This window comes from Marinicauda pacifica (genome assembly GCF_004793635.1).
GTDB lineage: Bacteria > Pseudomonadota > Alphaproteobacteria > Caulobacterales > Maricaulaceae > Marinicauda > Marinicauda pacifica.
Map to the genome: position 1 here is coordinate 627,295 of NZ_SRXV01000002.1, position 26,613 is coordinate 653,907.

Here is a 26,613-nt window from a genome sequence, read left to right on the forward strand (position 1 = left end):
AGACTGGGCCTAGAACGCGCCCCGGCGCAGCAGCACGGCCGGCACCGTCAGCAGAATGATCCGGAGATCGCTCCAGATCGACCAGGTGCGGACATAGTCGGCATCCATCTCCACCCGGGTATCGTAGTCGATATGATTGCGGCCGGAGACCTGCCATGCGCCGGTCAGCCCGGGACGGGTGGCCGCGTAGTACTTGAAGCGATCACCGTATTTGATCACCTCTTCGTGGACGATCGGCCGGGGCCCGACAACGGACATCTGGCCGCGCACGATATTGATGAGCTGGGGAAGCTCGTCCAGACTGGTCTTGCGCAGGAAGGCGCCGACGCGGGTAATGCGCGGGTCGTGGCGTAACTTGTGATCCTTGGCCCATTCGGCTGCCGCATCAGGATTGTCGGCCAGATGCTGACGCAGGCGATCCTCGGCATCCACCACCATCGAGCGGAATTTCAGGCACTGAAAGGTTCGCCCGTGCACGCCGTATCGGCGGTGGGCAAACATCGCCGGCCCGCCATCGCCAAGCTTGACCAACAGGCAGATAAGAAGAAAAGCGGGAGCGAGAAAGACCAGCGCGAGCGATGCGAGGGTCACATCGAGAGCGCGCTTGGCCACGCTGTTTCGCGGGAGCTGTTTGATATGGTTCTCACCCATGAGCTGGGCATCAGTGAGGCCGGCGCCGCCGATATTCGTATTCACCCCAGCCTCCAAGCCCAGAAAGGAAAGCAACTATTCCACTAGGGCAACTTATACGCGAATTCCACGACAGTTTATAGCGGCTGCGCTCGGGATTCATCAATCTGTTGATCGGTGTGGCATTGCTGCACCGCAACATAGGACACGCGGCGCGCACCCTACTCCGAATAGTATTTACGGTAGGCCTGATAGTAGTATCCCGACGTCGCGTAGCCGTAGTGGCGCTGAGCATTCATATCCACATTGTTCAGCACGACCCCGAGAATGTTCGCGCGAACCGACTGGAGCGCCTGAATCGCCGTGCGCGCAACTCCGGCTGAACTCTTGCCCCAGAGGGCCGCGTACACGACGCCATCGGCCAACCGCGCGATCGTGCGGGTATCGGCAACCGCGAGGATGGGTGCGGTATCGAGCAGCACAAGGTCGTAGCGCGTCTTAAGCTCTTCCAGAAGCTGAGCGAATGCGTCGGATTCAAAAAGGTCCCGTGGCGTGAAGTTCGTCTCCGCAAGTGGCAGGATATCAAGCGTCGTGTCGGTGTCGCGGACCATGGCCTTGTCCAGCGAGACGTCACCGCTCAGCACCTGAACGAGCCCGGTGGTGCAGTCCGGCGCAGCCACAGCGCTGAGCAAACGCCGTCGCAGGTCGCAATCCACGGCAACGACCCGTGTCTGCGCCATCGCCGAAACGCGGCCAAGACCCAGAGTCGTGGTGGTTTTGCCTTCGCCGGGCAATGCCGACGTGATGGCGACCGTCTTCAGCGGCGTATCGATGCCAGCCATGCGGATAGCGGACCGGATGGTCCGGAACGCCTCGGCGAAGCTCGACAGCGGCTTGTCCACGACGAAGCGTGCCGGACTAGGCGCCTCGCGCCCGGTAAAGCGGCTTAACGGACCGGCCTTTAGCCGCGGAATTGAGGCAATATGCGGCTGATTGAGATCGCGCTCCACGTCTGCCTCGGTGCGAAGTGCGTTGTCCATCATTTCCAGCACGAAAATGGCGCCGATGCCCGCCAGACCGGCGAGAACCACGCCGAGCGCCAGGTTCAGCATCACGTTGGGCGCGCTCGGAGAAACCGGGACCGAAGCGGTCGCGACGATACGGGCGTCCGCGTCGGTGAGCGTACTCGCCTCATCGTTCTGGCGGAATCGGCCAAGAAAGGATTCGAACAATGCGCGGCTGGCTTCGGCGTCCCGCTCCAGCTCGCGCAAGCGGACCAGCGCGCTGTTATTCTCCACCAGCTCACTGCGGAGCTGTCCGAGGCTGCCACTCAGCGAGGCGACGCGGTTGCGGGCGACATTGACCTCGTTTTCAAGGTTCATCACGATCCGTGCAACTTCCTGCTCAAGCTGGGTCTCGATGTCTGCGATCTCGCGATTGACGGTGACGAGCTCGGGATGACGTTCGCCATAGCGCGAGGCTAGCTCGCTGCGGCGGCTGATAGCGGCCGAGTATTGCGCGCGCAGATCGCGGATCACGTCCGATCGCAGGACTTCGCCGATGGAGTCCGGCGAGACGCCGCGATCGATCTGCTGGCGCACGTTGTCGAGCCGTGCCTGGGCCTCCGCCAGCTCCGCCCGCTGCAACACGAGCTGGGAGTTCAGATCCGAGATCTGCTGCTCGGTCAGCGAGGAGCCTTGTGCGTCCAGCAGCCCTTCCTGGGCGCGATAATTGGCAACGGCCCGCTCTTTGGCGCGAACGTCCTCGCGCAGGGATTCCACGCGCCCGGCCAGCCATTCATTGGCGCGTTCGGTTGCTGTGAACTTGGCCTCCAGCTGGGCGAGCAGGTACTGGTCCGCGAAGGCATTGGCGACATCGCGCGCGAGCCTTGGATTGCGCGACGTCGCCGAGATATTGACTACAAAGGTCAGCCCGACGCGGCGTGCATCGGTCGCTTCGATCAGCCGGGCAGTCACGCGCTCGAACGCAAGCTGCTCGGCGTCGAACGCGTCAGGGCCGTTGATTTCGCCGGGCATCAATCCCTTCACGAAGGACTTGGCGCCATCGACCAGTCCGCCGAAGAATCCAGGGTCTTCAAGCTCCCGGTTGAACTCGGGCACCGCCGTCAGGTTGAGCGAGCGCACCACGGCTTCTGCCAGGGACCGGCTCTCGATGATCTCGACCTCAGTGTCCACCACGGCAGAATCCGGCGGCAGGCCGGACATGACGGCTTCGAAATCGATTCCAGGAGATTCCCGGTTCTCGATCATGACACTGGACGACGCCGTGTAGAGGGGGGTCGTCTGAAGTGTAAAGAGAACAACAGTCAGGAGAACAAGAGCGGCAACCGCAAAGAAAAGCCCGAGGCGGCGGCGGAAAGTTTCAATCAGCCCGCGCAAGTCGAGCAACTCTTCGCCGGAATCCTGCGAAACCCGGTGATCGGCGTCGTTCATTCCAGTCCCCTAAAAACACCTATGACCGCGTACGCAATGTACGCGGTCCAGATGCATGATGCATTTGAAATTACAGAGACCAGACCAAGCTGACAGCGACGCGGTTCACTTCGTAGTCCTGATTGCCGACCGCTCCCGAAGAATCCTGCCTGAAATGGTTCACGCTGGCGCGAACACCGATATTCCGGTTCAGGAAGTAAGTCGCCGCCAACTCGGCATTGAAGCGCTCGTCGGTACGGTCGATGCCATCATAGTCGTCTTCGGACAGCTGTACGGTAGCTGATACGATCAGATTGCGGCGCAGTTCGTGATCCACCGTGGCGGAAACATTCGTGCTGAGATAGCCAGCCGCGCCCTGGATCGCGGCGTCTTCAACACTGCGACCGCCCCGGAAGGTTACCGTGGTCAACTGGGTAGGAAACCACTCGACGAGTGCGTCCACGCTGATACCGTCAATCGTAGAGAAGGCCGCGCTCTCGTAGTCCTGCTCGAGGTAGCCGACTGCCACCGCGCCGCGCGCGACCCCACCGAGATCGAAGTCTGCGCCGACTTCAGCGACATAGCCTTCAGAGTCGCGCAGCAGCGGCACGCTCGGCGGGCTGAGATCGTAATCGCGGTCATTATACTTGATACGGGCAAAGAGAGCCGTATCCGGGCTGACCGCATAATCGCCGCGAACCTGATAGAGCATCTGGTCGCGGTCTCGGAAGTCCTGATCCGCCACGCCGCCGCCGAACAATACGGCATCATCATAATCGCGTGTGGACCAGTCCGCCCCGGCCTGCAGGCGGATGCGGTTAACGGTGCGCTGGAACTCGGCCCCGATCAGGCCGGTATCGTACTCGATCGGTTCGGCAGCCTGACCCGCTGCGCCCGCGGACGTGCGGGGCTCGGTCAGATGGGCATAAGTGCCGGCGACCTCAACGAAGGTGTTTCGGACAAAATCCAGACGCCCCAGCGCCCCGACATCGTAATTCCAGACGCTCTCGTCGCTGAAATCGAGATACTCGCGACGCGTCGCCGAGGCATCGGCGGAGAAGCCATGACGCGACCAGGTCGATTGCGCGGCGATCGATGGATTGAAGACCGCAACAACGTCCTCCTGTTCCTGATCGGAGGCTGCGAAGACGTTGTCGGTATATTCCAGGCCTACAACGACAGAGGGCTTGTAGATGAAGGCACCGACTTGCGTCCCACCGGAGTCATATTCCGGACGGGGACGCTGCAGCACACTCTCATTCCTGTCGCGTGCGAACATGCCTTCCCCGGCGCTGCCGACCTGGGCCAGCGCGGACGGCGCACTCATCGCCATGAGAAGTCCAGAAATCAACACTAGCCGAGCACGCATTTGTCCCACCACCTGTCACCATGTCTAACCCAGAGAATAGGCCCGGTGTTACCGGGCCTTATTCCGATTTCATCAATAGTCGGAGGTGCCACCACCACCCGGCGGGGGAGGCGGAGGCGGAGCCGGAGGCGTCCCGCCACCGGTGGCGCCGCCACCCGTCGGGCCGGAGCCCTGACCCGTCGCGGCTACCGTCTGAGCAGCGCTGTTCGCGGCTGCGCGAACCGCGGGCCGGCTCGATCGTGCGGCTACTGCCACGATCGCGGCCTGAGCTACGACCGGATCGACACCTGCCACAGCCGCCAGGATTGCAGCCTCGATCTGCGCTTCGGTCGCATCCTCGGGCAGGGCATCGATGGCTGCTTCGATGACCGCTTCAAGCTGTTCGACTTGCTCGGCGGTCGTCATCGCCGTCTCGTCAGTCTGCGCGATGGCCGGAGCGGCCGCGAACAGGCTGGAGGCAGCAAGGCCTGTTACGGCCAGGATTTTCAATTGGATCGCCACAGCTATCCCCTCTCGTAAGTTCCGTCCCCAACAGGTGAAGACTGGTAAACTGGCGCCAAGATACACAATCCTAGCGCGTAGAGGAAGAGGAGATTTATGGATTCTTAATGACGTTGCTGCGGAGCAACAAGCCATGCAGACTGTCTATCCTGACGAATTGCCACCCATTTTGTGCGCCGCGTCAATCGGGTGTAGCGCGGACAAGTGCTTCCATCCAGCGGGCGCGCCGTGCTTCTGGCTCCAGGCGGAGTTCGCGCAGCACAGCGGCCCGGGTCGATGGGCTCAGTTGACGCCAGACCTGGCTAGCGAAAGCAAGGCGCCAGCGGCGAAAGGCGGCGTTCGCATAGGGCTTTCGCCAGTAGGATTGGGCCAGCGCGGCATCGACTCCTGCCGCGTTTTCACCCGCCAGGAAGCGGGCATAGGCCAGTCTTGCCCAATTGTCTCCATCCCTCGGTTCGGCCGCGAGAACATCCTCGTACAGGCTGGCAGCCAGTTCGGGCTCAATACCAAGCTGAAGCGCGCGGTCGGCGAGGGCCTGACGTCGCGCCAGGAAGCCGGGCCGGGCGTGCGAGGTCTCGGCGATCCGTGCCAGGCCTGCTTCGTCCAGTCCCATCACCTGGCCTGCCCGGGCATGGTTGATGCCGTTCCACCCAAAGACCACCGCCAGGGCAAGCAGGCCGAACCCGAACTGCACAGCGAGGAAGCGCCAGGCAGGGGCCGGCCGGCTTGCAGCCGCCTCGCGTTCACTCCGGGCAAAGCCGAGACCCAGTCCGAGGATCCAGGCGAAAAGCCAGAGCACACCGGGAATCTCGAGAGCAAAGTCGACGAGCCCATGGGCGGCGACCAGAACGGTCACGGCGAGAACGGCGCGCAATTCGGTGCGGCCGCGGCGGCGCCTAGCAAGCCCGGCCCAGATCGAGGCGATCATCCCGGCCACGGTGCCGAACATGACGAGCGCGCCCAGCCAGCCGGCCTGAAGCAGCCATTGAAGGTAGACATTGTGAGCGGCGCTCTGGCGCACAAGCGTGGGCGCGGTATGCGCGTCGGCTACTAGATCATTTATGAACCGGAACCCGCCAAGGCCGTGGCCGAACAAGGCCGCATATCCGGTCGCGTCCCAGTACGCAGAAAACATCAATGAGCGTGTTGCGGTATCGTTTCCGACACGCTCGAGGCGCACACCGAGCACTTCGGTCAACGGGAGCAGAAGGACGAGCGCCGTCAGGCCAAGCCCCAGCCCTGTCAGGCGCGGCGTCCAGGACCGGCGTTCTTTGCCGGATTTAAGCGGTTGACGCAGCGTATCCCAGATGAGGAGAGCGCAGCCTGCTCCCAGGCACAGAAGCACGCCCGCCCGCGAGGCGCTCATCAGGACGCAGGCCAGCGCGAGTACCGAGACGCTTAGCGGCAAGGTCAGTCCGGCCAAGCCGGTCTCGACCCAGCGCTTTGCGCCGGGGCCCTCTATCCGGCGCCATTGCTGGCAGACCGAGGCGAGCGCGAGAAGAGCGATCATGGCGAAGAAAGTTGCCGCCGTATTCGCCGAGAGGAACGGACCTGTCAGCCGGTTGGTGTGAAAGGGCCGTGTCTGTCCGAACCAGGCGGCAGGCTCGACGGAAAACTGCAGAATGCTGATCAGCGCCAGGCTGCCGCCCAGGATCAGTGTCCACGACCAGAGGCGGCGCCCCTGCTCGAGTTTGACCGCGCCGCTACGCGCCATCAGAACCACCGCACCGGCTGCGGCCAGGCTCGCGTACTCGCCGAGGCCGCTCACCAGCCACCCCCGCCAGGCTGCGATCAGCAGGAAGACGAGATAAGCGCCGGCCAGGGCGAAGCTGACGCGGGGAAGGTATATCACACCCGCGATCAAGCCGATCCCGGCGAGTGCGAGGATGAGGGCAGAGATCACCAGGCTGGCCGCAACAGAATCCGCGCCGAATGCAAAAGCGGATGCGGCAAATAGAAGGACCAGGCCAAGGCCGGGGCCAACAAGCCGGGCTGAGGAGCTGAACCGAACCACGAGGACCGCCCGGCGGACCGTTTAGAAGAACCGCTCTGCGACCCGGACCGTATCTCCCGGATTGACAGTCGTTTCCGGCGTCAGCGTGAATTCCAGCTCGCGAGTCGACCCGGCGCGTTTGATATAGACCACACGGGTGTTTGCCCGGTAGGTGAAGCCTCCCGCGGTGGCGACGGCATTCATAACCGTGAGACCGGAATTATAGGGGTATTCGCCGGGCTCCTGAACCTCGCCGAGAATATAGTAGGGGCGGAAGTTGAGCACTTCGGCATTCACGCGCGGGTCGTTGAGATAGCCTTCCTGCAGCGCTTGGCGCACAGCGCCTTCGAACTCGCGCAACGTCAGACCTTCCGCGTCGACCTGTCCGATCAGAGGCAGGGAGACGCCCCCGGAACTGTCCACGACGAACTCACCGGACAATTCTTCTTCGCCAAACACGATGATGCGAAGCTGATCGCCCGTATCCAGCCGGTATTCAACTCGCTGAGCGGTCGCCGCCTCGGTCTGTGTTCCGGGATCGACACCGGGCGCCGCACCCGACGTGGACGCACACGCGGTCAGTAGAAGCGCCAGAAGCCCGGCCAACAGTCGAGTGAGCACCATTTTCTACCCCTATGCGTCAAATATCTGCTTCTCTTAACATGAGTACTGCCGAACGCGGGAGCTTTTTGTTCCAGATCAGCGCGGTCAAGACGAGGGCACGGAAGCCGCCAGCTTTGGCTGTAACCTCTCAACGGGTTACTCATCGGCATCAAAGCCTCGGGGTGCATCAGGACCCGACACCGGCGCCTGGTTAGAGCAGGCTGACGACGGCGAAGGCGATCAGGAGGAGGCCAGCGCCGATTCGCAGGGCGGGTTGGCGCGCGAGGCTGGCGAGCGCGCCGGCGCCAGTCGCCGCGGCCGTCAGGGCGGGCAGCGTGCCGAGACCGAATCCGGCCATCACCAACGCGCCCTGTCCAGGATTGCCGGTCAGCCCGGCATAGCCGGTCATCAGCCACACCATCGAACAGGGCATCAGCCCCCAGGCGAGCCCGGTGCCCACTGCGCCGACCCGGTGCAGATAATGGAGGCGCTTCAGGACCGGCGAGGCCAGACGCGCGCCAAGGCTCGGCATCGGCGACCATCCGGCAATAGAGAGGCCCATGACAACCAGCACCAGCGCGGACAGCCAGCGCAGGACCGCCAGGCCGCCGGCCGTGTCGAATGTCAGGCTGGCGCCGGCCAGGCCTGCTGCGGCGCCAAGTGCAGTATACAGAGCAACACGGGCGATCTGGGCCTGCATGAGAAAACTCAGGCGCGAGGCCAGCACGGCACCGCCGGTTGATCCAGCGGGTGCGCCCCGCATCGAAATCGCCGTTGCAATCGCGCCGCACATGGCCAGGCAGTGGACACTGGAGGCGACACCTGCGACAAATCCGCTGACCAGTCCCAAAGTGCCATCGCCGCACTGGGACAACATAAAGTGGAGGCTGTGTCCCGCGTGATCCACGCCGGTCTCCCTCTCGCCCACGCCGCCTGTTGGCAGGCCAGGTGTCGTGATCGTCCGGTCCCCTGCGTAACGCCTGAGGGGATGAACTCCTAGACCCGAGCTGACCTGCCGCGAACTGAGGCATATTGCCCTACTTGCATTGAGGTCTTTTAACCGCAATACGGGTGGGGAAATTCATATTCGTACGGAGGGGCTTATGAGCGCACTCGCTCAACCCAAGCGGTCCGGCTTCGATACCAGCGCCATGGCGATGACCGCCGTGTGCCTGTTGGGACTCGTCTGGTCCATTCTCGCGGCGGCCAACGGGGCGGACGCCGCGATGCGCACGCAGTCTTGGCTGATCGGCGCCGGCTTCCTGTTCGGCCTGCTCGCAATTGTCGGAATCTACGGCGAAGGCGGGGTGAAGACCGAACCCACCGAATACAATGAGAGCGTCGTGAAGGCCGGGGCCATTGCCTCGATGTTCTGGGGCGTGGTGGGGATCCTGGTCGGGGTCGTGATTGCCGCCCAGCTGGCCTTTCCCGCCCTGCTGAGCTGGGACGCCTTTCCGCAGCTCAATTTCGGACGCCTGCGGCCGCTGCACACCTCCGGGGTGATCTTCGCCTTTGGCGGCAACGTACTGATCGCGACGAGCTTCTATGTCGTCCAGCGCACCTGCCGCACGCGCATCGCCTCGGATGCCGGGGCCTGGTTCGTCTTCTGGGGCTATCAGTTCTTCATCGTGATCGCCGCGACCGGCTATCTGCTGGGCATCACCCAGTCGAAGGAATATGCCGAGCCGGAATGGTATGCCGATATCTGGCTGACCCTGGTCTGGGTCGTGTACCTGCTGGTCTTCCTGGTGACGCTGGCCAAGCGCAAGGAACCCCACATCTACGTGGCCAACTGGTTCTACCTGGCCTTCATCGTGACCATCGCGATGCTGCACGTCATCAACAATCTGGCCATGCCGGCCAGCCTGCTCGGTTCGCGCAGCTACTCCGCCTTCGCAGGCGTGCAGGACGCGCTGACCCAGTGGTGGTACGGCCATAACGCGGTGGGCTTCTTCCTGACCGCGGGCTTCCTGGCGATCATGTACTATTTCATCCCGAAACGGGTGGATCGGCCGGTCTATTCCTACCGGCTCTCGATCATCCACTTCTGGTCGCTGATCTTCATCTATATCTGGGCCGGCCCGCACCACCTCCATTACACGGCCCTGCCCGAATGGGCGCAGACGCTCGGCATGACCTTCTCGATCATGCTGTGGATGCCCAGCTGGGGCGGCATGATCAACGGCCTCATGACCCTGTCCGGGGCGTGGGACCGGCTTCGTACCGATCCGGTCGTGCGCATGCTGGTGATTTCGGTCGCCTTCTACGGCATGTCGACCTTCGAAGGCCCGGTGATGTCGATCCGCGCGGTCAACTCGCTGAGCCACTACACCGACTGGACCATCGGCCACGTGCACTCCGGCGCGCTGGGCTGGGTCGGCTTCATCAGCTTCGGGGCGCTCTACTGCATGATTCCGTGGCTGTGGAAGCGCAAGGGCATGTACTCGCGCGCCCTCATCGAGTGGCACTTCTGGGTCGCGACCCTGGGCATCCTTCTCTACATCACCTCGATGTGGGTGTCCGGCATCATGCAAGGCCTGATGTGGCGTGCCTACAACTCGCTCGGCTTCCTGGAATACTCCTTCGTGGAAACCGTCGAGGCGATGCAGCCCTACTACATCATCCGCATGCTCGGCGGCGTACTCTACCTGGCCGGCGCCCTGCTCATGGCCTGGAACGTCTACAAGACGATCAAGGGTGATGTGCGCCACACCGAGGACGTGGCTCAGCCCCAGTCCCACAAGATCCAGCCGGCCGAGTAAGGGGAAGACTCATGGCGAAGAAACGCGAAAATCCCGTCTGGGGCTGGCACAAGAAGGTCCTGGAAAAGAACTCCATCGTTCTGACCGTCGGCATTCTGGGCACGGTCGCCATTGGCGGCCTGGTGGAAATCGCCCCGCTCTTCTACCTCGACACCACGATCGAGGAAGTCGAGGGCGTGCGGCCCTATTCCCCGCTCGCCCTGATGGGCCGGGACGTCTACATCCGCGAGGGCTGCTACAACTGCCACTCCCAGATGATCCGTCCGCTGCGCGACGAGGTGGAGCGCTACGGTCACTACTCGCTGGCGGCCGAGAGCATGTATGACCGCCCTTTCCAGTGGGGCTCGAAACGGACCGGACCGGATCTCGCCCGCGTCGGCGGCAAGTATTCGGACGAATGGCACCGCGACCACATGCGTGATCCGCGCTCGGTCGTGCCTCAGTCGATCATGCCGCCCTATGCCCAGCTGGAGAACACGCCGCTGGAGGTCGAGGTGGTCGAAGGCCGGATGCGGGCGCTGGCGCGCCTCGGCGTGCCCTATACTGACGAGATGATTGCCAACGCGGTGAACGACATCGAAACCCAGCTCGACCCGTACGCATCCGACTACGACAATTTCCTGGCCCGCTATCCCGGCGCGCCGGTGCGTGATTTCGACGGCAATCCGGACATGGTCAGCGAGCTGGATGCGCTGATCGCCTACCTCCAGATTCTGGGCACGATGGTGGACTTCTCCACCTATGAAGCCTCCGCCGACGAGAATCTGAGGTAGCGGCCATGTATGACGCGCTAGCAGGCTTTGCCCAGACGTGGGGACTTCTCTTCTTCGTGGTGATCTTCGCCTGCGTGCTCGTCTACGCGCTCTGGCCGAAGAACCAGAAGAAGTTCGACGAGGCCGCCCGCGTGCCGCTGGAAGACGACGACAAGCCGGCCGCCGCCGAGGAGCGCGCGCTGGACGAGGACAAGGACAAGACCAATGGCTGAGACCGACAAGAAGGATATCGATGCCCACACCGGCGTCGAGACCACGGGCCATGAATGGGACGGCATCAAGGAGCTGAACAACCCGCTGCCGCGCTGGTGGCTGTGGGTGTTCTACGCCAGCATCGTTTGGTCGGTCATCTACATGATCTTCATGCCGGCCATTCCTGCCTTGCCGGGCATGCAGGGCTACACGCCCGGTCTGCGCGATCACACCGAGCGCGAGAATGTGCACAATGCGCTGGCCGATCTGCAGACCGCGCGCGAGCCGCAATTCGAGCGCCTGCAGCAGGCCGCGGCCGAGGGCGGCATCGAAGCCATCGAGGCCGATCCCGAGCTGCTGCGCTTCGCGCTGGCGGCCGGCGACTCCGCGTTCGGCGATAATTGCGCGACCTGTCACGGCGAAGGCGGCCAGGGCGCCATCGGCTATCCCAACCTGAATGACGATATCTGGCTGTGGGGCGGCACGTTCGACGAGATCCGCCACACGCTGGAAGTCGGCATCCGGTCCGATCATCCCGAGGCGCGCTATTCCCAGATGCCCGCCTATGGCGCGGACGGCCTACTGGAGCGTCAGGAAATCAACGCCGTGGCCGACCATGTCATGACTCTGGCCGGCCTGATCGAGCCAACCGAGGCGGGCGAAACCACCGGGGCCGAAATCTACGAGTTCCAGTGCGCCGCCTGTCACGGTGTTGATGCGACCGGAGACCGCATGGTCGGGGCGCCCAACCTGGTCGATAACTACTGGCTATACGGCAGCGAGCGTGAGCAGATCGTCAATTCGATCTGGCGTGGCCCGTTCGGCGTCATGCCCAACTGGGGTGAGCGTCTGAACGACCCCACCATCACGGCGCTGGCAGCTTACGTTTATCTTCTCGGCGGCGGCGAGCCGGACGAGTTTGCAGAAGCGGCTCTGCTGGACCGCGATCCGGGCGGGGAGGCTGGCCAGTAGCCGGTCCCTCACCACCCCGCGTTCCGGCAGATTGCCGGAGACCCACGTCATGAATCTGATCGACCGACGTCCGCAAATGGCCCCCGGCATCGCGCGCAGCGATGCCGAGGCGGTCAACGACAAGGACACGCGCGAGCTCTACCAGAAGCGCGAACCGATCTATCCCAAGCTGGTGAAAGGTCCGTTCCGGCGTTTCAAATGGATCTTCATGGCGCTGGCGCTGGGGCTCTATTACGTCCTGCCCTTCGTGCGCTGGGACCGGGGTCCAAACGCGCCGGACCAGGCCGTGCTGGTCGATTTTGCCAATGCGCGCTTCTATTTCTTCTTCATCGAGATCTGGCCGCAGGAAGTCTATTACATCACCGGCCTGCTGATCCTGGCCGCCCTGCTGCTCTTCCTGGCGACCGCGCTGTTCGGCCGGGTGTGGTGCGGCTATGCCTGCCCGCAAACGGTGTGGACCGACCTGTTCATCGCCGTGGAGCGCTTTTTCGAGGGCGACCGCAACAAGCGCATGAAGCTCGACAAGGCGCCGAGGAGCTTTGACAAGGCGCGCAAGAAAATCTCCAAACACGCGGTCTGGCTGGTCATCGCGGCGGCCACGGGCGGGGCCTGGATTCTGTATTTTTACGACGCTTTCGACCTGGTGGAGAATTTCCTCACCGGCGAGGCGGCACTGACGTCCTACGTCTTCTTCGTCCTGCTGACCTTCACCACCTATACGCTGGCCGGCACGATGCGCGAGCAGGTGTGCACCTATATGTGCCCGTGGCCGCGTATCCAGGCCGCGATGACCGACCGCGAGGCCCTGAACGTCGCCTACCGCGTGGATCGCGGCGAACCGCGCGGCGCGCACAAGGCTGGCGACAGCTGGGAGGGGCGCGGCGACTGCATCGACTGCAAGGCGTGCGTGGCGGCCTGCCCGATGGGCATCGACATCCGTAACGGGCCGCAGCTGGAATGCATTGGCTGCGCGCTGTGCATCGATGCTTGCAACGACATCATGGACAAGGTCGGGCGTCCGCGCGGGCTGATCGCCTACGAGACCGACGACAATATCGACCGGCGCCTGAAGGGTGAGACACCGCGCTACCGCTTCATCCGGGTGCGTACGCTGTATTACGGGATCACCGCGCTGATCGTGGCCGGGATCATGCTGGCCGGTCTGCTGAACCGCACCGAACTTGAACTGAATGCCGACCGGGACCGCAACCCCAACTATGTGATGCTGTCGGACGGATCGGTGCGAAACGGTTATACGGTCAAGGTGCTGAACAAGGCGGGGACCGAGCGCGATTTTGTCCTGTCTGTCGAGGGCAACCCGGCATTCGACGTCCGTGTCCTGGGCGAGGAGACCGGCGAGACGCTGACGGTGGATGCCGACGAGACGCGCGATTTCCGGGTATTTCTGACACTGCCGCCCGGCGCGATCGACAGCGCCAGCGAGCCGGTGACTTTCGTGGTCGAAGACCCGGCGAGCGGGGAACGGGCCGAAACCCAGACCGTATTCCAGGCCGGAGGCCGATAGATGACGACCGACAATTATGTAGATCGTGAGCCGCCGCGCTTCGTGATCAAGGGCCATCACGTGCTGTTCGGGTTGATCGGGTTTTTCGGCGTGACGATTGCGGTCAACGTGCTGTTCATCACCCTGGCCCTGCGCACGTTTTCCGGAGAGGACACGCCGCGCTCCTACGTGCAGGGGCTGGAGTATAACGAGGTCATCGAGGCGCGCCGCATGCAGGCCGAGATCGGCTGGCAGGCGGCCGTCAATCTGGAGGACGAGCAGGTCTTCGTGGCCCTGGAGTCGGCCGAGGGCGAGCCGGTCTCCGGCGTGTTCTTGGAAGGGCGCCTGCGCCACCCGGCCGATACCGCGCTCGACCGGCCGCTGGCCTTTCACGAACGCGAGCCGGGCGTCTATGTGGCCGAGGCCCGCGACCTGCCCGAGGGCGTGTGGATCCTGACCGCCCAGGTGGACGGGGCGCGCCCGTTCGAAATGGAGCACAGGCTATGGCGCCGCTAGACGCCGCCGATATTCGGAGTGACGACCCGACCGCCTTCGTGCGCGAGACCGGCGAGGTCAAGGCGCTCGACCTGGCGGTGGAGGGCGCGCACTGCGCGGGCTGTATCGCCAAGATTGAGACAGGGCTGGCGGCGCTGGGCAGCGTGCGCAGCGCCCGGCTCAACCTCTCCACGGGGCGGCTGGCGGTGACGTTTGCCGGCGCCGACGAGGAAGCGCGCACGATTTTGAAGACCGTCAAGTCGCTCGGCTATGCGGCCAGCCCCTTCCAGCCGGAAACCGGTGAGGATCCGGGCCGGTCCGAAGAGCGCCGCCTGCTGCGCGCGCTCGCGGTGGCGGCCTTTGCAGCGGCCAATGTCATGCTGCTCTCGGTCTCGGTCTGGGCCGGAGAGGGGGAGATGGACAGCGGGACCCTGCTCCTGCTGCATTACATCTCCGCGGTGATCGCCCTGCCTGCGGCCGCCTTTGCCGGACGGCCCTTCTTCGAAAGCGCGTTCCGGGCGCTGAAGGCACGCAGCGTGAACATGGACGTGCCTATCTCGCTGGCGGTGATCCTGGCGCTCGGCCTGTCGCTCTACGAGCTCTTCATCGGTCACGGCGATACCTATTTCGACGCCGCGGTCATGCTGCTCTTCTTCCTCCTGATCGGGCGCTATCTGGATTCGCGCCTGCGCGCGAAAGCCGGTCAGGCGGCGCGCCAGCTGGCGGCGCTGCAGGCGAGCGTGGCGCACCGCATCGACGCGGACGGCAAGGTCAAGGCGATCCCGGCGCGCGAGGTAGTCCCCGGCGACCGGCTGGTCGTGGCGGCGGGAGACCGCATGCCGGTCGACGGCGAGATCGTGGAGGGACGCGGCGAGATCGACGCCTCGCTGGTGACCGGGGAGACGCGCCCGTTGCACCTGGAACCGGGCGACAACGTGTATTCGGGCATGGTCTCGCTGTCGGGCACGCTGACCATCACGGCGACGGCAGCGCGCGAGGATTCCCTGCTGGCCGAGATCGCGCGCCTGGTCGAAGCCGGCGAGCAGAGCCGGTCCACCTATGTGCGCTGGGCCGACCGGGCCGCGCGGCTCTACGTGCCGATGGTCCACTCGCTGGCCGCCCTGACCCTGATCGGCTGGGTCGTGATCGGCGGCAGCGTGCATGCGGGCATCCTGAACGCCATCGCGGTACTGATCATCACCTGCCCGTGCGCGCTGGCGCTGGCGGTTCCTGCGGTTCAGGTCGTGGCCTGCGGGCGGCTTTACCGCGAAGGCGTGCTGGTCAAGTCCGGCGACGCGCTGGAGCGGCTGGCGACGACGGACCGGGTGCTGTTCGACAAGACCGGCACGCTGACACTCGGCAAGCCCAAACTGCTCAACCCCCATGCGCTGAGGCCGGAAACCATCGAGCTCGCGGCCAAGCTGGCGCGCAGCTCCCACCACCCGCTCTCGCGCGCCGTGGCCGATGCCGCCGGCATGGGTGATACGGCAAGCGACATCGAAGAGGTGGCCGGAGGCGGGCTGCAGGGCAACTATGAGGGCGAGCGCCTGCGCTTCGGCTCGGCCGGCTGGCTCGGCGTGGACTCAGACTCCTCCGGTCCCCAGGCTCATGCCATGGAAGCCTGGTTCCAGCGCGGCGACGCGGCCCCGGTGCGCTTCGTCTTCTCCGATGCGCTGAGGCCGGATGCCGCCGAGGCAGTGCAGGGCCTGCGCGCGCGCGGCCTGACGAGCGAGCTTCTGTCCGGGGACCGCGAGGGTCCCGTCGCCGCGGTGGCGCGCGACCTGAAGATCGACACCTATTCGGCCGAGCTGAAGCCGACCGAGAAGATCGCCCGCATCGAGGCGCTGGCCGGCGAAAACCCGCTCATGGTCGGCGACGGGCTGAACGACGCGCCGGCGCTGGCCGCCGCCCATGTCTCCATGTCGATGGGATCGGCGGCGGAAATCTCGCGTTCGGCGGCCGATCTGGTGATCCAGGGCGACCGGCTGTCGGCGATCCCCGTCGCGATCGACGTGGCCCGCGCCGCCCGGATGCGCGTGTTCGAGAATTTCGGTCTCGCCGTGATCTATAACTGCATCGCCGTGCCACTGGCCGTGTTCGGCTTCGTCACGCCGCTGGTCGCCGCGATCGCCATGTCGGCCAGCTCGCTCCTGGTCACCGCCAACGCGATGAGGCTGATGCGCAAATGACGGCCCTGCTCTGGCTCATACCGATTGCGCTTGGCCTCGGCGCGGCCGGCCTGGCCGCCTTCTTCTGGAGCGTGCGCTCGGGCCAGTACGAGGATCTCGACGGCGCCGCAGAACGCATCCTGATCGATGACGAAGGCCCCATCGTGGACGAGGATGAGGAGCGGTAGGCCCTGGTTCTTTCTGTCCACGGGCTCCTGGGTCTGCGCTTCGCCCGGGATTTCAGAGCATTTGACCCATCGGACGGCACTCGCAGTGCCTCCTACCCGGCGAACGTCAGGAAGGAGGAGGGAGGCCGGAAAGCCTCCCCCCCGCGCGATCGCTATTCGCCCATCTGTGCGCGGACCCGCACTGCGGTGGCGGGGAAGTCGGTGAAGACGCCGTCGACGCCAAGCGCGTAGAGCGCGCGCAGCTCGTCCTCGACGGTTTCGCCAACGAGCGGCGCGCGGTCATCTCGCACCGTCCAGGTGTGGACGACGAGCCCGGCCGCATGAGCCGCCTCGACATAGCCGGTGGAGTCGCCGTCAGGGGTCATGAGATTGGCCTTGTACGGGCCGACGCCGTCGGCGAAGGCGGCGATCTCTTCGAGCGTCAGCCCGCCCGCATTCGCGTCCGCCTCGTCCGGTCCGCTATAGAGCATGGCCAGGCGCACATCGCTGACCGCATCGAGGCGCCGGAGAAATTCCGGGTCGAAGGACTGGACGATGACGGGGGCATCGGCCGCGTTCAGACCGCGCGCGTCCAGCGCCGCGATGAGGGCCGGCAGCGGATCGAGGCCGAGCGCGGCGTATTGCGCGGGCAGCTTGACCTCGGGCTCGATCGCGACGCGGCAGCCGCACTCGGCCTGGCGCGCCTCGACGAAATCGAGAAGAGCCTCGAAGCTCAGCACGCGATGCCGGTCGTCATGCGCGTCGCTGCGATCCTCCATGGTCTGACGCGCGAACAGGCTCTGAAGCTCGGCGGCCGTGAAGTCGGCCACCCACCAGTCCTCCCGCCCGAAACGCTCGGCGCGGCGATCGGCAAATTCGGGCCGGTCGGCGACATCGGTCGAGCTGGACAGATAGGGGTCGTGCCGCACGATCAGCACGCCGTCGCGCGACATCTGCAGGTCCGGCTCGATGATGTCGGCGCCCTGCTCCAGCGCCACCTCGTAGGCGGCCAGCGTGTGTTCGGGACGCAGCCCGCTCGCGCCGCGGTGGGCAATCACCAGGGGCGGCGTCCCGTCCAGCGTGGCCCATCCGGCCCCGGGCGCCTGCGCTGCCGTCATTCCCGTCGCGATCCCCATCGTCATTCCCGCGACCGCGATTGCGGTCCATGCCGTGATCTTTCGCATGATAATACCCTCCCTTTGAGCGCACGCGTTCTCTAGTCTGAGGCCATAACGGAGAGGAATGACAATTGAGCGACACTGACCCGAAGACGGCGTCCCCGTTCGACACGCTGGCCGATTCGGCCGAGCGCTACGGGACGCTGAGCCTGGAGAATTACTCGCGCGTGCGCTCGCTGGCCGAGGCGATCAGCAACGGCTTCTGCCAGTATCTCGGCGGGAGGCCCGAGGCCCGCTGCTGCTATCTGGTCCCGCCCGAAGGCGCATGGACGCCGCAGGATCACCAGTCGGGCGCCTTCTCGGTGTCCGGCCAGCATTTCCTGCCCCTCGCCCCGATCCGGTTCGGCCTGGGCGTACGCGTCAGCCGGAATGGCGACTGGATGCGCGTCGTGCTGATTGCCGCCGCCAACGGCACCGTGATGGACATTCATATCGAGGGCGGGAAGACCTACAGCTTCGAGACACCGCGCAATGACGCGGTGATGCAGGCCTTCTTCGCCCATCTGGTCCAGCACCTGGTCGACTGGTTCGATGACCAGTCGCGCCGCTACGAGCACGGCGAATACGGCGGGGGCGGCGGAATCGGCTTCGATTTTCTCGAACGCGAAGAGGCTGCCAAGGCCCCGCCGGCACCCGAAGCCCCCTAGAAGAACCAGCCAAAGAACAGGGCGCGCACCTGGTCGAAGCGCCAGAGCCCGGCCAGCGCCCCGATCACGCCGAACAGGAGCAGCGTGAATTTGCGGCGGTTGAGCGCCGCCAGCATGGCCCCCATGGCCGAGACCGTTTCACGCAGACCGACCAGGCGCACCGGGATGGCAAGCGACAGGCCGGCCACCAGGGCGATGGCGGCGATCATGATTTCATCGGGCACGGCGGACATGACGGGCTCCCCACGCTTGTTGCACGCGATGGCCACCCTGACCGGTCCAGTCTGAGCGCGCGCTGAGCGGCGCGCTCATCCGGCGTTCAGCCTGGCCTCAATAGGGGCCGCTGGGGTCGATCGGGTCGTCGACCGGCCCCGGCCCGCCCGGATCCGCCTGGCCGCAATAGGGCCAGCTATCCGAATTGGGGCCCTGATCGGGGCAGACCGTGTCGCCTTCGGGCAGGTTGACACAGGCCGTGAGCGCGCCGGCCGCAGCCAGCATGGCGATGAACAGACCCGTGCGCGTACGGCGGTCGGCGATCTCTGCGAGCATGACAGCCCCCCTTCAATTGGCCCCAGTGTTGTCCGTGTTTGGCCATGGAGCAAGCGCAGAAAATGCGCGCCGCCCGCCAACAGGGTTCACGCGGCCTTAACACCCGATCGTGTTTCGTGAGCGAGCGCGCACGCTGCAGGCGTGACGCCCCGATCTGGAAAGACGCAAGACCGCCCATGGCCCGCCGCAAACCCGCCCCGCCTTCCAGACGATCCCGCTGGACGCTGCTGCTTCGCGGCGCGCTCAGCCTTGCCGTCGTCGGCGCGCTGGCGGCCGGCTGGCTGGTGATCTGGCTGGCGCGCGACCTGCCCGACACGACACAGCTCGCCCCCGCCGAGCGGACCGGCGCCATTACGCTTCTCGATCGCGAAGGCCGGGTCATCACGCGGCGCGGCGGCGGCGTTGGCGTGGCCATCACCGCCGACCACCTGCCCGAGCGCCTGGTCACGGCCGTGCTCGCAGTGGAGGACCGGCGCTTCTATTCGCACTTTGGGATCGACCTCATCGGCACCGGCCGCGCCGCGCTGGCCAATATGCGCGCGGGCGGCGTCGTCCAGGGCGGGTCGACCATCACCCAGCAGCTGGCCAAGAACCTGTTCCTGAGCCCGGAGCGCACCTACCGGCGCAAGGCGCAGGAGATGATGCTCGCCCTCATGCTGGAGCATCGTTATTCAAAAGATGAAATCCTCGCCCTCTACCTGAACCGGGTCTATTTCGGCGCCGGGGCCTGGGGGGCGGACGCGGCCTCCCAGCGCTATTTCAGCCAGTCGGTCCACGATCTGAGCTGGGGCGAGGCAGCGCTTCTGGCCGGGCTGCTCAAGGCGCCCTCACGCTACTCGCCGGCCAGCGATGCCCGCCGCGCGGCCGTGCGCGCCACCGTGGTCCTGGACCTGATGCACGATACCGGCGCCATCAACGAGGCCGAACGCGTGGCCGCCGCCGAAGTGCCGATCCGCGTCTCGCGCGGACTGTCCAGCCCGGGCGCGGGCTGGTTCGCCGACTGGGTCGTCGGCCAGGTCCGTGAGCAGACTTCGGTGCGCGACACCGACCTGGTCGTCTACACCACGCTCGATGTCGATGCGCAGCGCGCCGCCGAACTCGCCCTGACACAGGGTCTGGCCGACCCGGAGATCGCCCGCGGCGCGCAGACCGGAGCGCTGATCGCGCTCGATGGCGCGGGCGGGGTGCGCGCTCTAGTCGGCGGCACCGATTATACGCGCTCACCGTTCAACCGCGCGATCAACGCACGGCGTCAGCCCGGCTCGGCCTTCAAACCTTTCGTCTATGCTGCCGCTTTCGAGGGCGGCTTCTCGCCCGACGATGTGTTCGACGACGCGCCGGTCAGCTACGGCACCTGGTCGCCGGAAAACTATAATGGCCGCTATGAGGGCCGGATGACGCTGGAAGAGGCCTTCGCCACCTCGTCGAACGCCATTGCCGTCCAGCTGTCCGAAGCGACCGGCCGCGGCTGGGTGCTGCGTACCGCCCAGCGCATGGGGATCGAGAGCCCCATGGAAAATACGCGCGCGGTTGCGCTGGGGGCCTACGAGGTCACGCCGCTCGAGCTCGCCGGCGCCTACGCACCCTTCATGAATGGCGGCTTGCGCGTCGACCCCCATGCCATCACGCGGATCGAGACAGCGGCGGGCGAGACCGTGTTCGAACGCGAGATACCGGCGCCGGAACTGGTCCTCGCCGCCCGCGTGCGCAGCGACATGGACCGTCTGTTCGCCGCCTCGGTCGCGCGCGGGACCAGCCGCAACGCGGCCGTCCCCGGACGCATTGTGCGCGGCAAGACAGGCACCACCAACGACAATCGCGATGCCTGGTTCGTGGGCTGGTCGGACGGGCTCCTGACCGCGGTCTGGACGGGCAATGACGATGGCTCGCCCACCGACCATGCGGTCGGCGGTGCGGGGCCGGCCCGGATCTTCGCGCGCTTCGTGACCAATGCTCCGGCGGTCGGCGCGCCGTCGACGACGATGGTTGGCGCCCGCGCGGAGCCTGGTCCTGCCGAGGCCGGGCCTGACGCCGATGCGTCCGTCTCGTCGGCCGCCGGCAACGATGCCATCGGCGCGCTGCTCCAGCGCCTCGGCTCGGGCGAGTAGCGGCCGGTCAGGCCCCGGCGTGCGGCGCGTTCGTGCGCTGCGGCTCGCGAAAGGCTCGCATTTCCGCCCGATTTGCCGGTAGTCTGGAGCCCAGGGGCGCGCAGCCGCGTTGTGCGCATAGCTCAATCAAGAGGACACGACATGATGAAGGTATCCGCTCTCGGCTCGGCGAGCGTGCTGGCACTCGCGCTGGGTCTGACCGCCTGCGGCTCAGGCGACACCGGCACGCCGGGACGCGAGAGTGCGCCGACCGAAGTCACGCTCAGCCAGGCCGAAGACGGGCTGGCAGCCCTGAACCTGGTCGCCAACGAGGCGCTGAGCTGGGAGGAGCAGAGCTTCGAGGACGGGGTCTATACCTTCACCAATCTGACTTACGCGCCGGCCGATGCCGAGGAACGCGGCTTCACGATCGAGGAGCTGGTCATCGCCGCCCCCCGCGTGACCGAGGCCGGCCATGTCGCCTTCGACCGGCTGCATGCCACGGGCATTGCCGGTGACGCGGAGGGGCCCGATCAGGTTCAGATCGCGCGGGTCTATATCGATGCGCCCGGCCCCGGCCTCGCCGCCCTGATCGGCGACGTGATAAGCGGACGCGCGGACGCCGAAGACTATACCGCGCCCTTCCAGGACATCGCCGCATACAGCTTTGAGGGTCTGGGCGTGGACTCCGTCTCGATGACGACCGTCGAGGACGAGACCCCGCTTCAGCTCCGGCTCGGCGCCCTGGCCATGGACTCGTTCGACGGCGAGACCCTGTCCTCTTTCGTCATGGACGATTTCGCGGCGTTTTCGCAGGACGCCACGCAGCCGGTGCGCTTTTCGCTCGACGAGGTACGCGCCGAGGGCCTGAAGGCTGGCCTCGTCCAGGCCCTGTTCGAGGGCGGCGAGAGCGGCATGGATCCGATGAGCGACATGCTGCTGCCGGTCAACCTGTATTCCAGCGTCGCGCTGCGCGGGCTGAACGTGGATGCCGACGGGGTCGTGGTGACCATGGAAGAGCTGACCGGCACCTCTCGCGAACGCGGCGGCGAGCTTGTCCAGGTCTCGGAGATGCCGCTTCTGCGCGTCGCGGCGCGCGAGGGCACCCAGGCCGGCGATCAGGTGGCCGGCGCGTTGGAGATGCTGGGCTATGAGGCGTTCGACTTTTCCATGCGCGGGGAGAGCGTCTACGACACCGAAGCCGACCGCATGTATACGCGCGGCGAGAATTATCTGCGCCTGGAAGACGGGTTCGAGATCCGCTTCGATCAGGATTTCTCCGGGATCGAGGCCTACATGGAGCGCTATGGCGCGGCCATGGCCGACATGTTCGACCAGACCGAAGGCGCCAAGACGCCCGGCGCGCTCAGCCCGGCCCAGATGGATCCGGCGCTGAAGGCCGCCTATGAGCCCTTGATGCTGAACCGGATGCGCATCGCGATCGAGGACCGCTCGCTGCTGGACCGGGCCCTGGACGCCGCTGCGACGCGCCAGAATGTCGATCCGGCCACCGTGCGCAGCCAGATGATCGGCATGCTGGGAATGGGGGTCATGATGGCGCCGCCTGAAATTCCCCGCCCGCTTGTCGGTTCGGTCTCACAGGCGCTGACCCTGTTCCTCCAGGAAGGCGGAACGGTGGTCATCAGCGCCGATCCCGAAGAGCCGGTCTCCATCGGCAGGATCATCGAGGCCTCCGAAGAGGGCCGTTTCGATCCCGCCATGCTCAACGTCACCGTCCGGCACGAGGGCGAAGACCAAGAGTAGGCCGGAAGAGTCCGGGCCGGACAAGCCGGCCCGGGCGGCTTATTTGCGAGCGTGGCGCGCCATGAAGGCGCGCATGCGCGGCGCGATCTCGTCCGCGAAGCGCGAGCCGTTGAACACGCCGTAATGGCCGACGCCCGGCTGCACGTAATCCTCGCGCAGGCTGTCGCTCAGCCCCGTGCACAATGTGTGAGCCGCCTGGGTCTGGCCGATGCCGGAGATATCGTCATTCTCGCCTTCCACGGTCAGAAGGGCGACGTCCCGGATCGTATCCGGGCGCACCGGGCGCCCGCGCACGGTCATGTTTCTCCGCGCCAGCTTCTGCTCCTGGAACACGTCGCAGATGGTCTGCAGATAGAATTCCTCGGTCAGATCCATCACCGACAGGTATTCGTCGTAGAAAGCGCGGTGATTGTCCGCACTGTCCCCGTCCCCGGCGACGAGCTCGTTGAAATACTGCCAGTGCGCATCGACGTGGCGGTCCAGATTCATGTTGATGAAGCCGGTCAGCTGCAGGAAGCCGGGATACACGCGCCGCAGGGCGCCGGGATAGCCGGCCGGGACGGTGTGGATCAGCTGGTCGCGGAACCAGGAATAGGGCCGCTCCTCGGCCAGCTTGTTGGGCACGGTGGGCGATTTGCGCGTGTCGATGGGCGAGCCCATGAAAGTCATCGTCGCCGGGCGGGCCGGATCCTCGTCCTCGGCCATCAGCGCGACGGCTGCCAGGGTGGCAGGCCCGGGCTGACAGACGGCCACGACATTGGCGCCCGGTCCCGCCTCGGTGATCATGGCGCGCACATAGTCGACGAAATCGTCCAGGTCGAACGCGCCCTCGTCCACCGCCACCATGCGCGCATCGGCCCAGTCGGTGATGTAGACGTCGGCATCGGGCAGGAAGGTCTGCACAGTGCCGCGCAGGAGGGTCGCGTGGTGGCCCGACATCGGCGCGACGATCAGCACGACCGGATCGTCAATGGCCTCCGGCGCCACACCGCGCACCTTGGCGAGCGCCTCCCGGTCGCGCTTGAAATGGACCAGGGAACAGAACGGCTTCGACCAGACCGTCTCGATCTCGACCGGCACGTCCAGCCCGTTCACGCGGGTGCAGTCGAACCCCCAGTCCGGCTTGCCGTACTGGCGCGTCAGGCTCTCGAACACGTCGGCGGACGCGGCCATGGCCCGGCCGGCCAGCGTATCGGCCACCGGATTGTGCGGGTCGCGCAATGCCTCGCGGGTCGCGTTGGCGGCGGCGCGCCAGGGCATCATCGCCGCACGGCTCATTTCCAGAAAAGAGTAGAGCATGGGTCAGGCCTCCTGACCTGCGCGCACACGGCGCAGGCTCGGGTCAAGGACGATCAGGACGCACGCGCGTCATTGGCGAGAAACTGGCGCAGCCGCGAGGCGATAGTTTCCGGATCGGCCGTATGGGGAAAGACGTCGACGAACCTGCCCTCTCTGTCCATCAGGTAGATGAGGCTCGTATGGTCCATGGTGTATCCCCCGGTCGTCTGGGGGTCTTCGGCGCGCGCATAGTACACGCGGTAGGCGCGGGCCGCCTGGCTGACCTGCTCGGGCGTTCCGGTCAGGCCTTTCAGCCGGTCCGGGAAGGCCGGCGAGTCAACATATTCGGCGAGCACTTCGGGCGTGTCCCGCTCGGGGTCGACGGTGATCAGGAGCGGCTGGAATTGCGCGCGCTGCTCTTCGTTCAGCCGCGACAGCGCGTCGGCGAGGATCTGCAGGCTGAACGGACAGATGTCCGGGCAGTAGGTGAAGCCGAAATAGATCAGCATCGCCTGGCCTTCGAAATCGGCGTTCGTGACGGTCGCCCCGGTCTCGTCGACCAGGGTGAAGTCCCCGCCCACCTGGGCCTCGCCCGAGGTGCGCGTGGCCGGCAGGCTCCGACCGTCTCCCCCCGCGCCGCGTACGACCAGCAGAGCAAACACGGCCACGAGGGCCAGAAGGGTCGCCAGCACCGGCAGGAGCCAGACAGGACGGTTCTGCATAGACTTTCCTCACTGTGGCCGGCCATCGTCGCGGCGCGCCGGCTATTGGCGCGATCCTGGCGAGACGCCGGGCGATCTCGGGGCGTGTGCGGCTGCACACAAGGCCGCCCCACATCAAGGACGCCCCCTATACACGATGTTGGCGCGACCGGCGAGATGCCCAACGTTGTAACCGTCGATGTGCCCGGCGGTCGCGGGATCGGGCCGCATGCTGCAGCGCAACACCTGCCATGTCCACACCCCGGATCGTCCGGTGCGGCGTTCGGTCCCTTTCGCCTTGACCCGGACTCTGCTTCTCTCCGGGGCTGGCACAGTCTTTCCAGCCGGCAGTTCCGGCCCCGACCCCGCAGGCGAGCGACATCCGATGAACGATCCTGAATGGCACGCCGTGGCCAGCGAGATGTCCCTGTCGCCGATGTTCGGGCGAGTGCGCCTGCGCACGCTGATCATGCTGCGATGGCTGGCGGTCGCGGGCCAGACCGCCACCGTGCTCGGCGTCAATCTGGTCATGGGGTTCGACCTGCCGATCGCAGCCTGTCTGGGCGTGATCGCGGCCAGCGCAGTGCTCAACGTCTCGCTCGCCGTCACCCAGCCGACCCAGCGCTTTGCCAAGGACTGGGAAGCGGCAGCCCAGCTCGGCTATGACCTGATCCAGCTCATGGTTCTGCTCGCGCTCACTGGCGGGCTGACCAACCCGTTCGCGATCATCATGATCGCCCCGCTTGTGATCTCGGTGGCGTCGCTGCCGCCGCGGCTGTGGATTCCCCTGGCTGGGATGGCGGTCGCCGGCTCCATCGCGATCAGCCTGTGGCACCTGCCCCTGCCCTGGCAGGGCGCCTTCCCGGTCACCTTGCCGTCGATCTACCAGGCCGCGATCTGGTTCGCCATGGCGATCACGATCGCGTTCACGGCCGTCTATGCCTGGCGGGTGGGCCGCGAAGCCAAGCGCATGGGCACGGCTCTGGCGGCGACCCAGACTGTCCTGGCGCGCGAGCAGCGCCTGTCCGCGCTCGGCGCGCTGTCGGCTGCGGCCGCGCACGAGCTGGGCACGCCGCTGGGGACGATCCAGGTCACCGCCAAGGAGATGCTGCGTTTTGCCGAAAGCGATAGCGTGCGCGAGGACGCCGCGCTGCTGGTCAGCCAGGCCGAGCGCTGCCGCGACATCCTCAAACGCCTGTCCCAGACCCAGGAAGCCAGCGACAGGATGCACGACCGGCTGGCGCTGGGCGATGCGCTGGAGGAGGCGGCGGCCCCGTTGCGCGGTCTCGGCGCCCAGATCGGCATCCACCTCAATGCGCTGGAAGACCGTCTGGACCCGCCGCTGATCCGGCGCAGCGCGGAGATGCTCTACGCGGTCGGCAATTTCGTGGAAAACGCTGTGGACTACGCCCACACCCGCGTCGACATCACCGGGCGCTGGGACCCCGAGCGCATCATGGTCGAGATCGAGGATGACGGACCGGGCTTCCCGCCCGATATCCTGGCCAAGCTGGGAGAGCCCTACGTCACCACCCGGCGCGGGCGCGAGGGCAGCGGCGGCATGGGGCTCGGCGTTTTCATCGCGATCACCCTGACCGAGCGCCTGGGCGGACATGTCGACTTTTCAAACAGTACCGCCCGCGGCGGGGCCCGCGTCCTGCTGACCTGGCCGCGCGAGGCGCTGGCCGCCCCCGCCGACCCGGAGGAAGAGGCCGAGGAAGAAGAGATTCCCGGGACGCTGTCCTAAGGTCTGCAATCTCACCCACCCGCCTGCGGGGGGTTTGAGGCCGCGCGCACGCAGTCTATATCCCTGTCATAGCCCATCAGTGATTTGAGACTGGATACGAG

The 26,613-nt window shown here is 65.8% G+C and carries 24 protein-coding genes; 12 read left to right on the top strand and 12 right to left on the bottom strand.

What is annotated here, in order from left to right:
* Nucleotides 1–9: 9 nt before the first annotated feature.
* The 7 genes from E5162_RS09210 to E5162_RS09240 all read right to left on the bottom strand — a co-directional run bounded on the left by E5162_RS09210 (nt 10) and on the right by E5162_RS09240 (nt 8,405).
* Nucleotides 10–696: a sugar transferase gene (locus E5162_RS09210; RefSeq protein ID WP_135944941.1), complete on the bottom strand. Its 687-nt coding sequence runs from the start codon at nt 694–696 to the stop codon at nt 10–12.
* 155 nt (nt 697–851) lie between these two features.
* Nucleotides 852–3,083 carry a GumC family protein gene (locus E5162_RS09215; protein ID WP_135944942.1) on the bottom strand — a complete coding sequence of 744 codons (2,232 nt, stop codon included), beginning with the start codon at nt 3,081–3,083 and terminating at the stop codon, nt 852–854.
* Nucleotides 3,084–3,153: 70 nt separating this feature from the next.
* Nucleotides 3,154–4,389, bottom strand: a complete 1,236-nt coding sequence (locus tag E5162_RS09220; protein ID WP_158291262.1) for an outer membrane beta-barrel protein — start codon at nt 4,387–4,389, stop codon at nt 3,154–3,156.
* A 114-nt stretch (nt 4,390–4,503) separates the two neighbouring features.
* Nucleotides 4,504–4,932 (bottom strand): hypothetical protein, encoded by a 429-nt coding sequence (locus E5162_RS09225; protein ID WP_135944944.1) that lies wholly within the window; start codon nt 4,930–4,932, stop codon nt 4,504–4,506.
* Nucleotides 4,933–5,113: 181 nt separating this feature from the next.
* A complete protein-coding gene (locus tag E5162_RS09230) occupies nt 5,114–6,946 on the bottom strand; it encodes an O-antigen ligase family protein (protein WP_158291263.1) in 1,833 nt (610 codons plus the stop codon).
* Between the two features lie 21 nt (nt 6,947–6,967).
* Nucleotides 6,968–7,549, bottom strand: coding sequence for a polysaccharide biosynthesis/export family protein (locus tag E5162_RS09235; RefSeq protein ID WP_135944946.1), 582 nt, complete (start codon nt 7,547–7,549; stop codon nt 6,968–6,970).
* A 190-nt stretch (nt 7,550–7,739) separates the two neighbouring features.
* On the bottom strand, nt 7,740–8,405 hold the full coding sequence (locus E5162_RS09240) for a sulfite exporter TauE/SafE family protein (protein ID WP_135944947.1): 666 nt from the start codon (nt 8,403–8,405) through the stop codon (nt 7,740–7,742).
* Nucleotides 8,406–8,631: 226 nt separating this feature from the next.
* Between E5162_RS09240 and ccoN the strand changes: the two genes are divergently transcribed.
* Genes ccoN through ccoS form a run of 8 tightly spaced genes read left to right on the top strand, consistent with a single transcriptional unit; the run spans nt 8,632 to nt 16,582 of the window.
* The gene (gene ccoN / locus E5162_RS09245; protein ID WP_135944948.1) at nt 8,632–10,290 is read left to right on the top strand and encodes a cytochrome-c oxidase, cbb3-type subunit I; all 1,659 of its coding nucleotides are present in this window, start codon (nt 8,632–8,634) and stop codon (nt 10,288–10,290) included.
* A gap of 11 nt (nt 10,291–10,301) precedes the next feature.
* Nucleotides 10,302–11,063, top strand: a complete 762-nt coding sequence (gene ccoO, locus E5162_RS09250) for a cytochrome-c oxidase, cbb3-type subunit II (RefSeq protein WP_135944949.1) — start codon at nt 10,302–10,304, stop codon at nt 11,061–11,063.
* A gap of 5 nt (nt 11,064–11,068) precedes the next feature.
* Nucleotides 11,069–11,275, top strand: coding sequence for a cbb3-type cytochrome c oxidase subunit 3 (locus E5162_RS09255; RefSeq protein ID WP_135944950.1), 207 nt, complete (start codon nt 11,069–11,071; stop codon nt 11,273–11,275).
* Nucleotides 11,268–12,227: a cytochrome-c oxidase, cbb3-type subunit III gene (gene ccoP / locus E5162_RS09260; RefSeq protein WP_135944951.1), complete on the top strand. Its 960-nt coding sequence runs from the start codon at nt 11,268–11,270 to the stop codon at nt 12,225–12,227. Before E5162_RS09255 ends, ccoP begins: the two co-directional genes overlap by 8 nt.
* A gap of 49 nt (nt 12,228–12,276) precedes the next feature.
* Nucleotides 12,277–13,752, top strand: a complete 1,476-nt coding sequence (gene ccoG / locus E5162_RS09265) for a cytochrome c oxidase accessory protein CcoG (protein ID WP_135944952.1) — start codon at nt 12,277–12,279, stop codon at nt 13,750–13,752.
* Nucleotides 13,753–14,247 (top strand): FixH family protein, encoded by a 495-nt coding sequence (locus tag E5162_RS09270; RefSeq protein WP_135944953.1) that lies wholly within the window; start codon nt 13,753–13,755, stop codon nt 14,245–14,247.
* The gene (locus E5162_RS09275; protein ID WP_135944954.1) at nt 14,235–16,415 is read left to right on the top strand and encodes a heavy metal translocating P-type ATPase; all 2,181 of its coding nucleotides are present in this window, start codon (nt 14,235–14,237) and stop codon (nt 16,413–16,415) included. The genes E5162_RS09270 and E5162_RS09275 overlap by 13 nt, the downstream gene beginning before the upstream one ends.
* Nucleotides 16,412–16,582 carry a cbb3-type cytochrome oxidase assembly protein CcoS gene (ccoS, locus tag E5162_RS09280; protein WP_135944955.1) on the top strand — a complete coding sequence of 57 codons (171 nt, stop codon included), beginning with the start codon at nt 16,412–16,414 and terminating at the stop codon, nt 16,580–16,582. Before E5162_RS09275 ends, ccoS begins: the two co-directional genes overlap by 4 nt.
* A 152-nt stretch (nt 16,583–16,734) precedes the next feature.
* Here ccoS and E5162_RS09285 read toward each other — a convergent pair whose 3' ends face one another.
* Nucleotides 16,735–17,745, bottom strand: a complete 1,011-nt coding sequence (locus tag E5162_RS09285; protein ID WP_135944956.1) for a glycerophosphodiester phosphodiesterase family protein — start codon at nt 17,743–17,745, stop codon at nt 16,735–16,737.
* Between the two features lie 65 nt (nt 17,746–17,810).
* Here E5162_RS09285 and E5162_RS09290 point away from each other — a divergent pair, with 65 nt between their 5' ends.
* On the top strand, nt 17,811–18,386 hold the full coding sequence (locus tag E5162_RS09290) for a hypothetical protein (protein ID WP_135944957.1): 576 nt from the start codon (nt 17,811–17,813) through the stop codon (nt 18,384–18,386).
* Here E5162_RS09290 and E5162_RS09295 read toward each other — a convergent pair.
* A complete protein-coding gene (locus tag E5162_RS09295) occupies nt 18,383–18,619 on the bottom strand; it encodes a hypothetical protein (RefSeq protein ID WP_135944958.1) in 237 nt (78 codons plus the stop codon). The genes E5162_RS09290 and E5162_RS09295 overlap by 4 nt on opposite strands.
* 97 nt (nt 18,620–18,716) lie before the next feature.
* Nucleotides 18,717–18,935, bottom strand: a complete 219-nt coding sequence (locus tag E5162_RS09300) for a hypothetical protein (protein ID WP_135944959.1) — start codon at nt 18,933–18,935, stop codon at nt 18,717–18,719.
* Between the two features lie 176 nt (nt 18,936–19,111).
* Between E5162_RS09300 and E5162_RS09305 the strand changes: the two genes are divergently transcribed.
* Together E5162_RS09305 and E5162_RS09310 are read left to right on the top strand one after the other, a co-directional pair.
* The gene (locus tag E5162_RS09305) at nt 19,112–21,043 is read left to right on the top strand and encodes a transglycosylase domain-containing protein (RefSeq protein WP_135944960.1); all 1,932 of its coding nucleotides are present in this window, start codon (nt 19,112–19,114) and stop codon (nt 21,041–21,043) included.
* 141 nt (nt 21,044–21,184) lie between these two features.
* Complete coding sequence (locus tag E5162_RS09310) at nt 21,185–22,786, top strand: hypothetical protein (protein WP_135944961.1); 1,602 nt, start codon at nt 21,185–21,187, stop codon at nt 22,784–22,786.
* A gap of 39 nt (nt 22,787–22,825) precedes the next feature.
* Here E5162_RS09310 and E5162_RS09315 read toward each other — a convergent pair whose 3' ends face one another.
* A complete protein-coding gene (locus E5162_RS09315) occupies nt 22,826–24,085 on the bottom strand; it encodes a polyhydroxyalkanoate depolymerase (protein WP_135944962.1) in 1,260 nt (419 codons plus the stop codon).
* A 53-nt stretch (nt 24,086–24,138) separates the two neighbouring features.
* The gene (locus tag E5162_RS09320; protein ID WP_135944963.1) at nt 24,139–24,786 is read right to left on the bottom strand and encodes an SCO family protein; all 648 of its coding nucleotides are present in this window, start codon (nt 24,784–24,786) and stop codon (nt 24,139–24,141) included.
* Nucleotides 24,787–25,150: 364 nt separating this feature from the next.
* On the opposite strand from E5162_RS09320, the gene E5162_RS09325 reads away from it, so the two are divergent.
* A complete protein-coding gene (locus tag E5162_RS09325; RefSeq protein WP_135944964.1) occupies nt 25,151–26,512 on the top strand; it encodes an ActS/PrrB/RegB family redox-sensitive histidine kinase in 1,362 nt (453 codons plus the stop codon).
* Nucleotides 26,513–26,613 lie beyond the last annotated feature (101 nt).

What these genes read in the sequence shown, in the direction of transcription:
- E5162_RS09215 (WP_135944942.1), bottom strand. Translation starts at nt 3,083, where the DNA reads ATGAACGACGCCGATCACCGGGTTTCGCAGGATTCCGGCGAAGAGTTG.
- E5162_RS09220 (WP_158291262.1), bottom strand. Translation starts at nt 4,389, where the DNA reads ATGAGTGCGCCGTCCGCGCTGGCCCAGGTCGGCAGCGCCGGGGAAGGC.
- E5162_RS09235 (WP_135944946.1), bottom strand. Translation starts at nt 7,549, where the DNA reads ATGGTGCTCACTCGACTGTTGGCCGGGCTTCTGGCGCTTCTACTGACC.
- E5162_RS09240 (WP_135944947.1), bottom strand. Translation starts at nt 8,405, where the DNA reads ATGTTGTCCCAGTGCGGCGATGGCACTTTGGGACTGGTCAGCGGATTT.
- ccoN (WP_135944948.1), top strand. Translation starts at nt 8,632, where the DNA reads ATGAGCGCACTCGCTCAACCCAAGCGGTCCGGCTTCGATACCAGCGCC.
- ccoO (WP_135944949.1), top strand. Translation starts at nt 10,302, where the DNA reads ATGGCGAAGAAACGCGAAAATCCCGTCTGGGGCTGGCACAAGAAGGTC.
- E5162_RS09255 (WP_135944950.1), top strand. Translation starts at nt 11,069, where the DNA reads ATGTATGACGCGCTAGCAGGCTTTGCCCAGACGTGGGGACTTCTCTTC.
- ccoP (WP_135944951.1), top strand. Translation starts at nt 11,268, where the DNA reads ATGGCTGAGACCGACAAGAAGGATATCGATGCCCACACCGGCGTCGAG.
- ccoG (WP_135944952.1), top strand. Translation starts at nt 12,277, where the DNA reads ATGAATCTGATCGACCGACGTCCGCAAATGGCCCCCGGCATCGCGCGC.
- E5162_RS09270 (WP_135944953.1), top strand. Translation starts at nt 13,753, where the DNA reads ATGACGACCGACAATTATGTAGATCGTGAGCCGCCGCGCTTCGTGATC.
- E5162_RS09275 (WP_135944954.1), top strand. Translation starts at nt 14,235, where the DNA reads ATGGCGCCGCTAGACGCCGCCGATATTCGGAGTGACGACCCGACCGCC.
- ccoS (WP_135944955.1), top strand. Translation starts at nt 16,412, where the DNA reads ATGACGGCCCTGCTCTGGCTCATACCGATTGCGCTTGGCCTCGGCGCG.
- E5162_RS09285 (WP_135944956.1), bottom strand. Translation starts at nt 17,745, where the DNA reads ATGCGAAAGATCACGGCATGGACCGCAATCGCGGTCGCGGGAATGACG.
- E5162_RS09295 (WP_135944958.1), bottom strand. Translation starts at nt 18,619, where the DNA reads ATGTCCGCCGTGCCCGATGAAATCATGATCGCCGCCATCGCCCTGGTG.
- E5162_RS09300 (WP_135944959.1), bottom strand. Translation starts at nt 18,935, where the DNA reads ATGCTCGCAGAGATCGCCGACCGCCGTACGCGCACGGGTCTGTTCATC.
- E5162_RS09305 (WP_135944960.1), top strand. Translation starts at nt 19,112, where the DNA reads ATGGCCCGCCGCAAACCCGCCCCGCCTTCCAGACGATCCCGCTGGACG.
- E5162_RS09310 (WP_135944961.1), top strand. Translation starts at nt 21,185, where the DNA reads ATGATGAAGGTATCCGCTCTCGGCTCGGCGAGCGTGCTGGCACTCGCG.
- E5162_RS09315 (WP_135944962.1), bottom strand. Translation starts at nt 24,085, where the DNA reads ATGCTCTACTCTTTTCTGGAAATGAGCCGTGCGGCGATGATGCCCTGG.
- E5162_RS09320 (WP_135944963.1), bottom strand. Translation starts at nt 24,786, where the DNA reads ATGCAGAACCGTCCTGTCTGGCTCCTGCCGGTGCTGGCGACCCTTCTG.
- E5162_RS09325 (WP_135944964.1), top strand. Translation starts at nt 25,151, where the DNA reads ATGAACGATCCTGAATGGCACGCCGTGGCCAGCGAGATGTCCCTGTCG.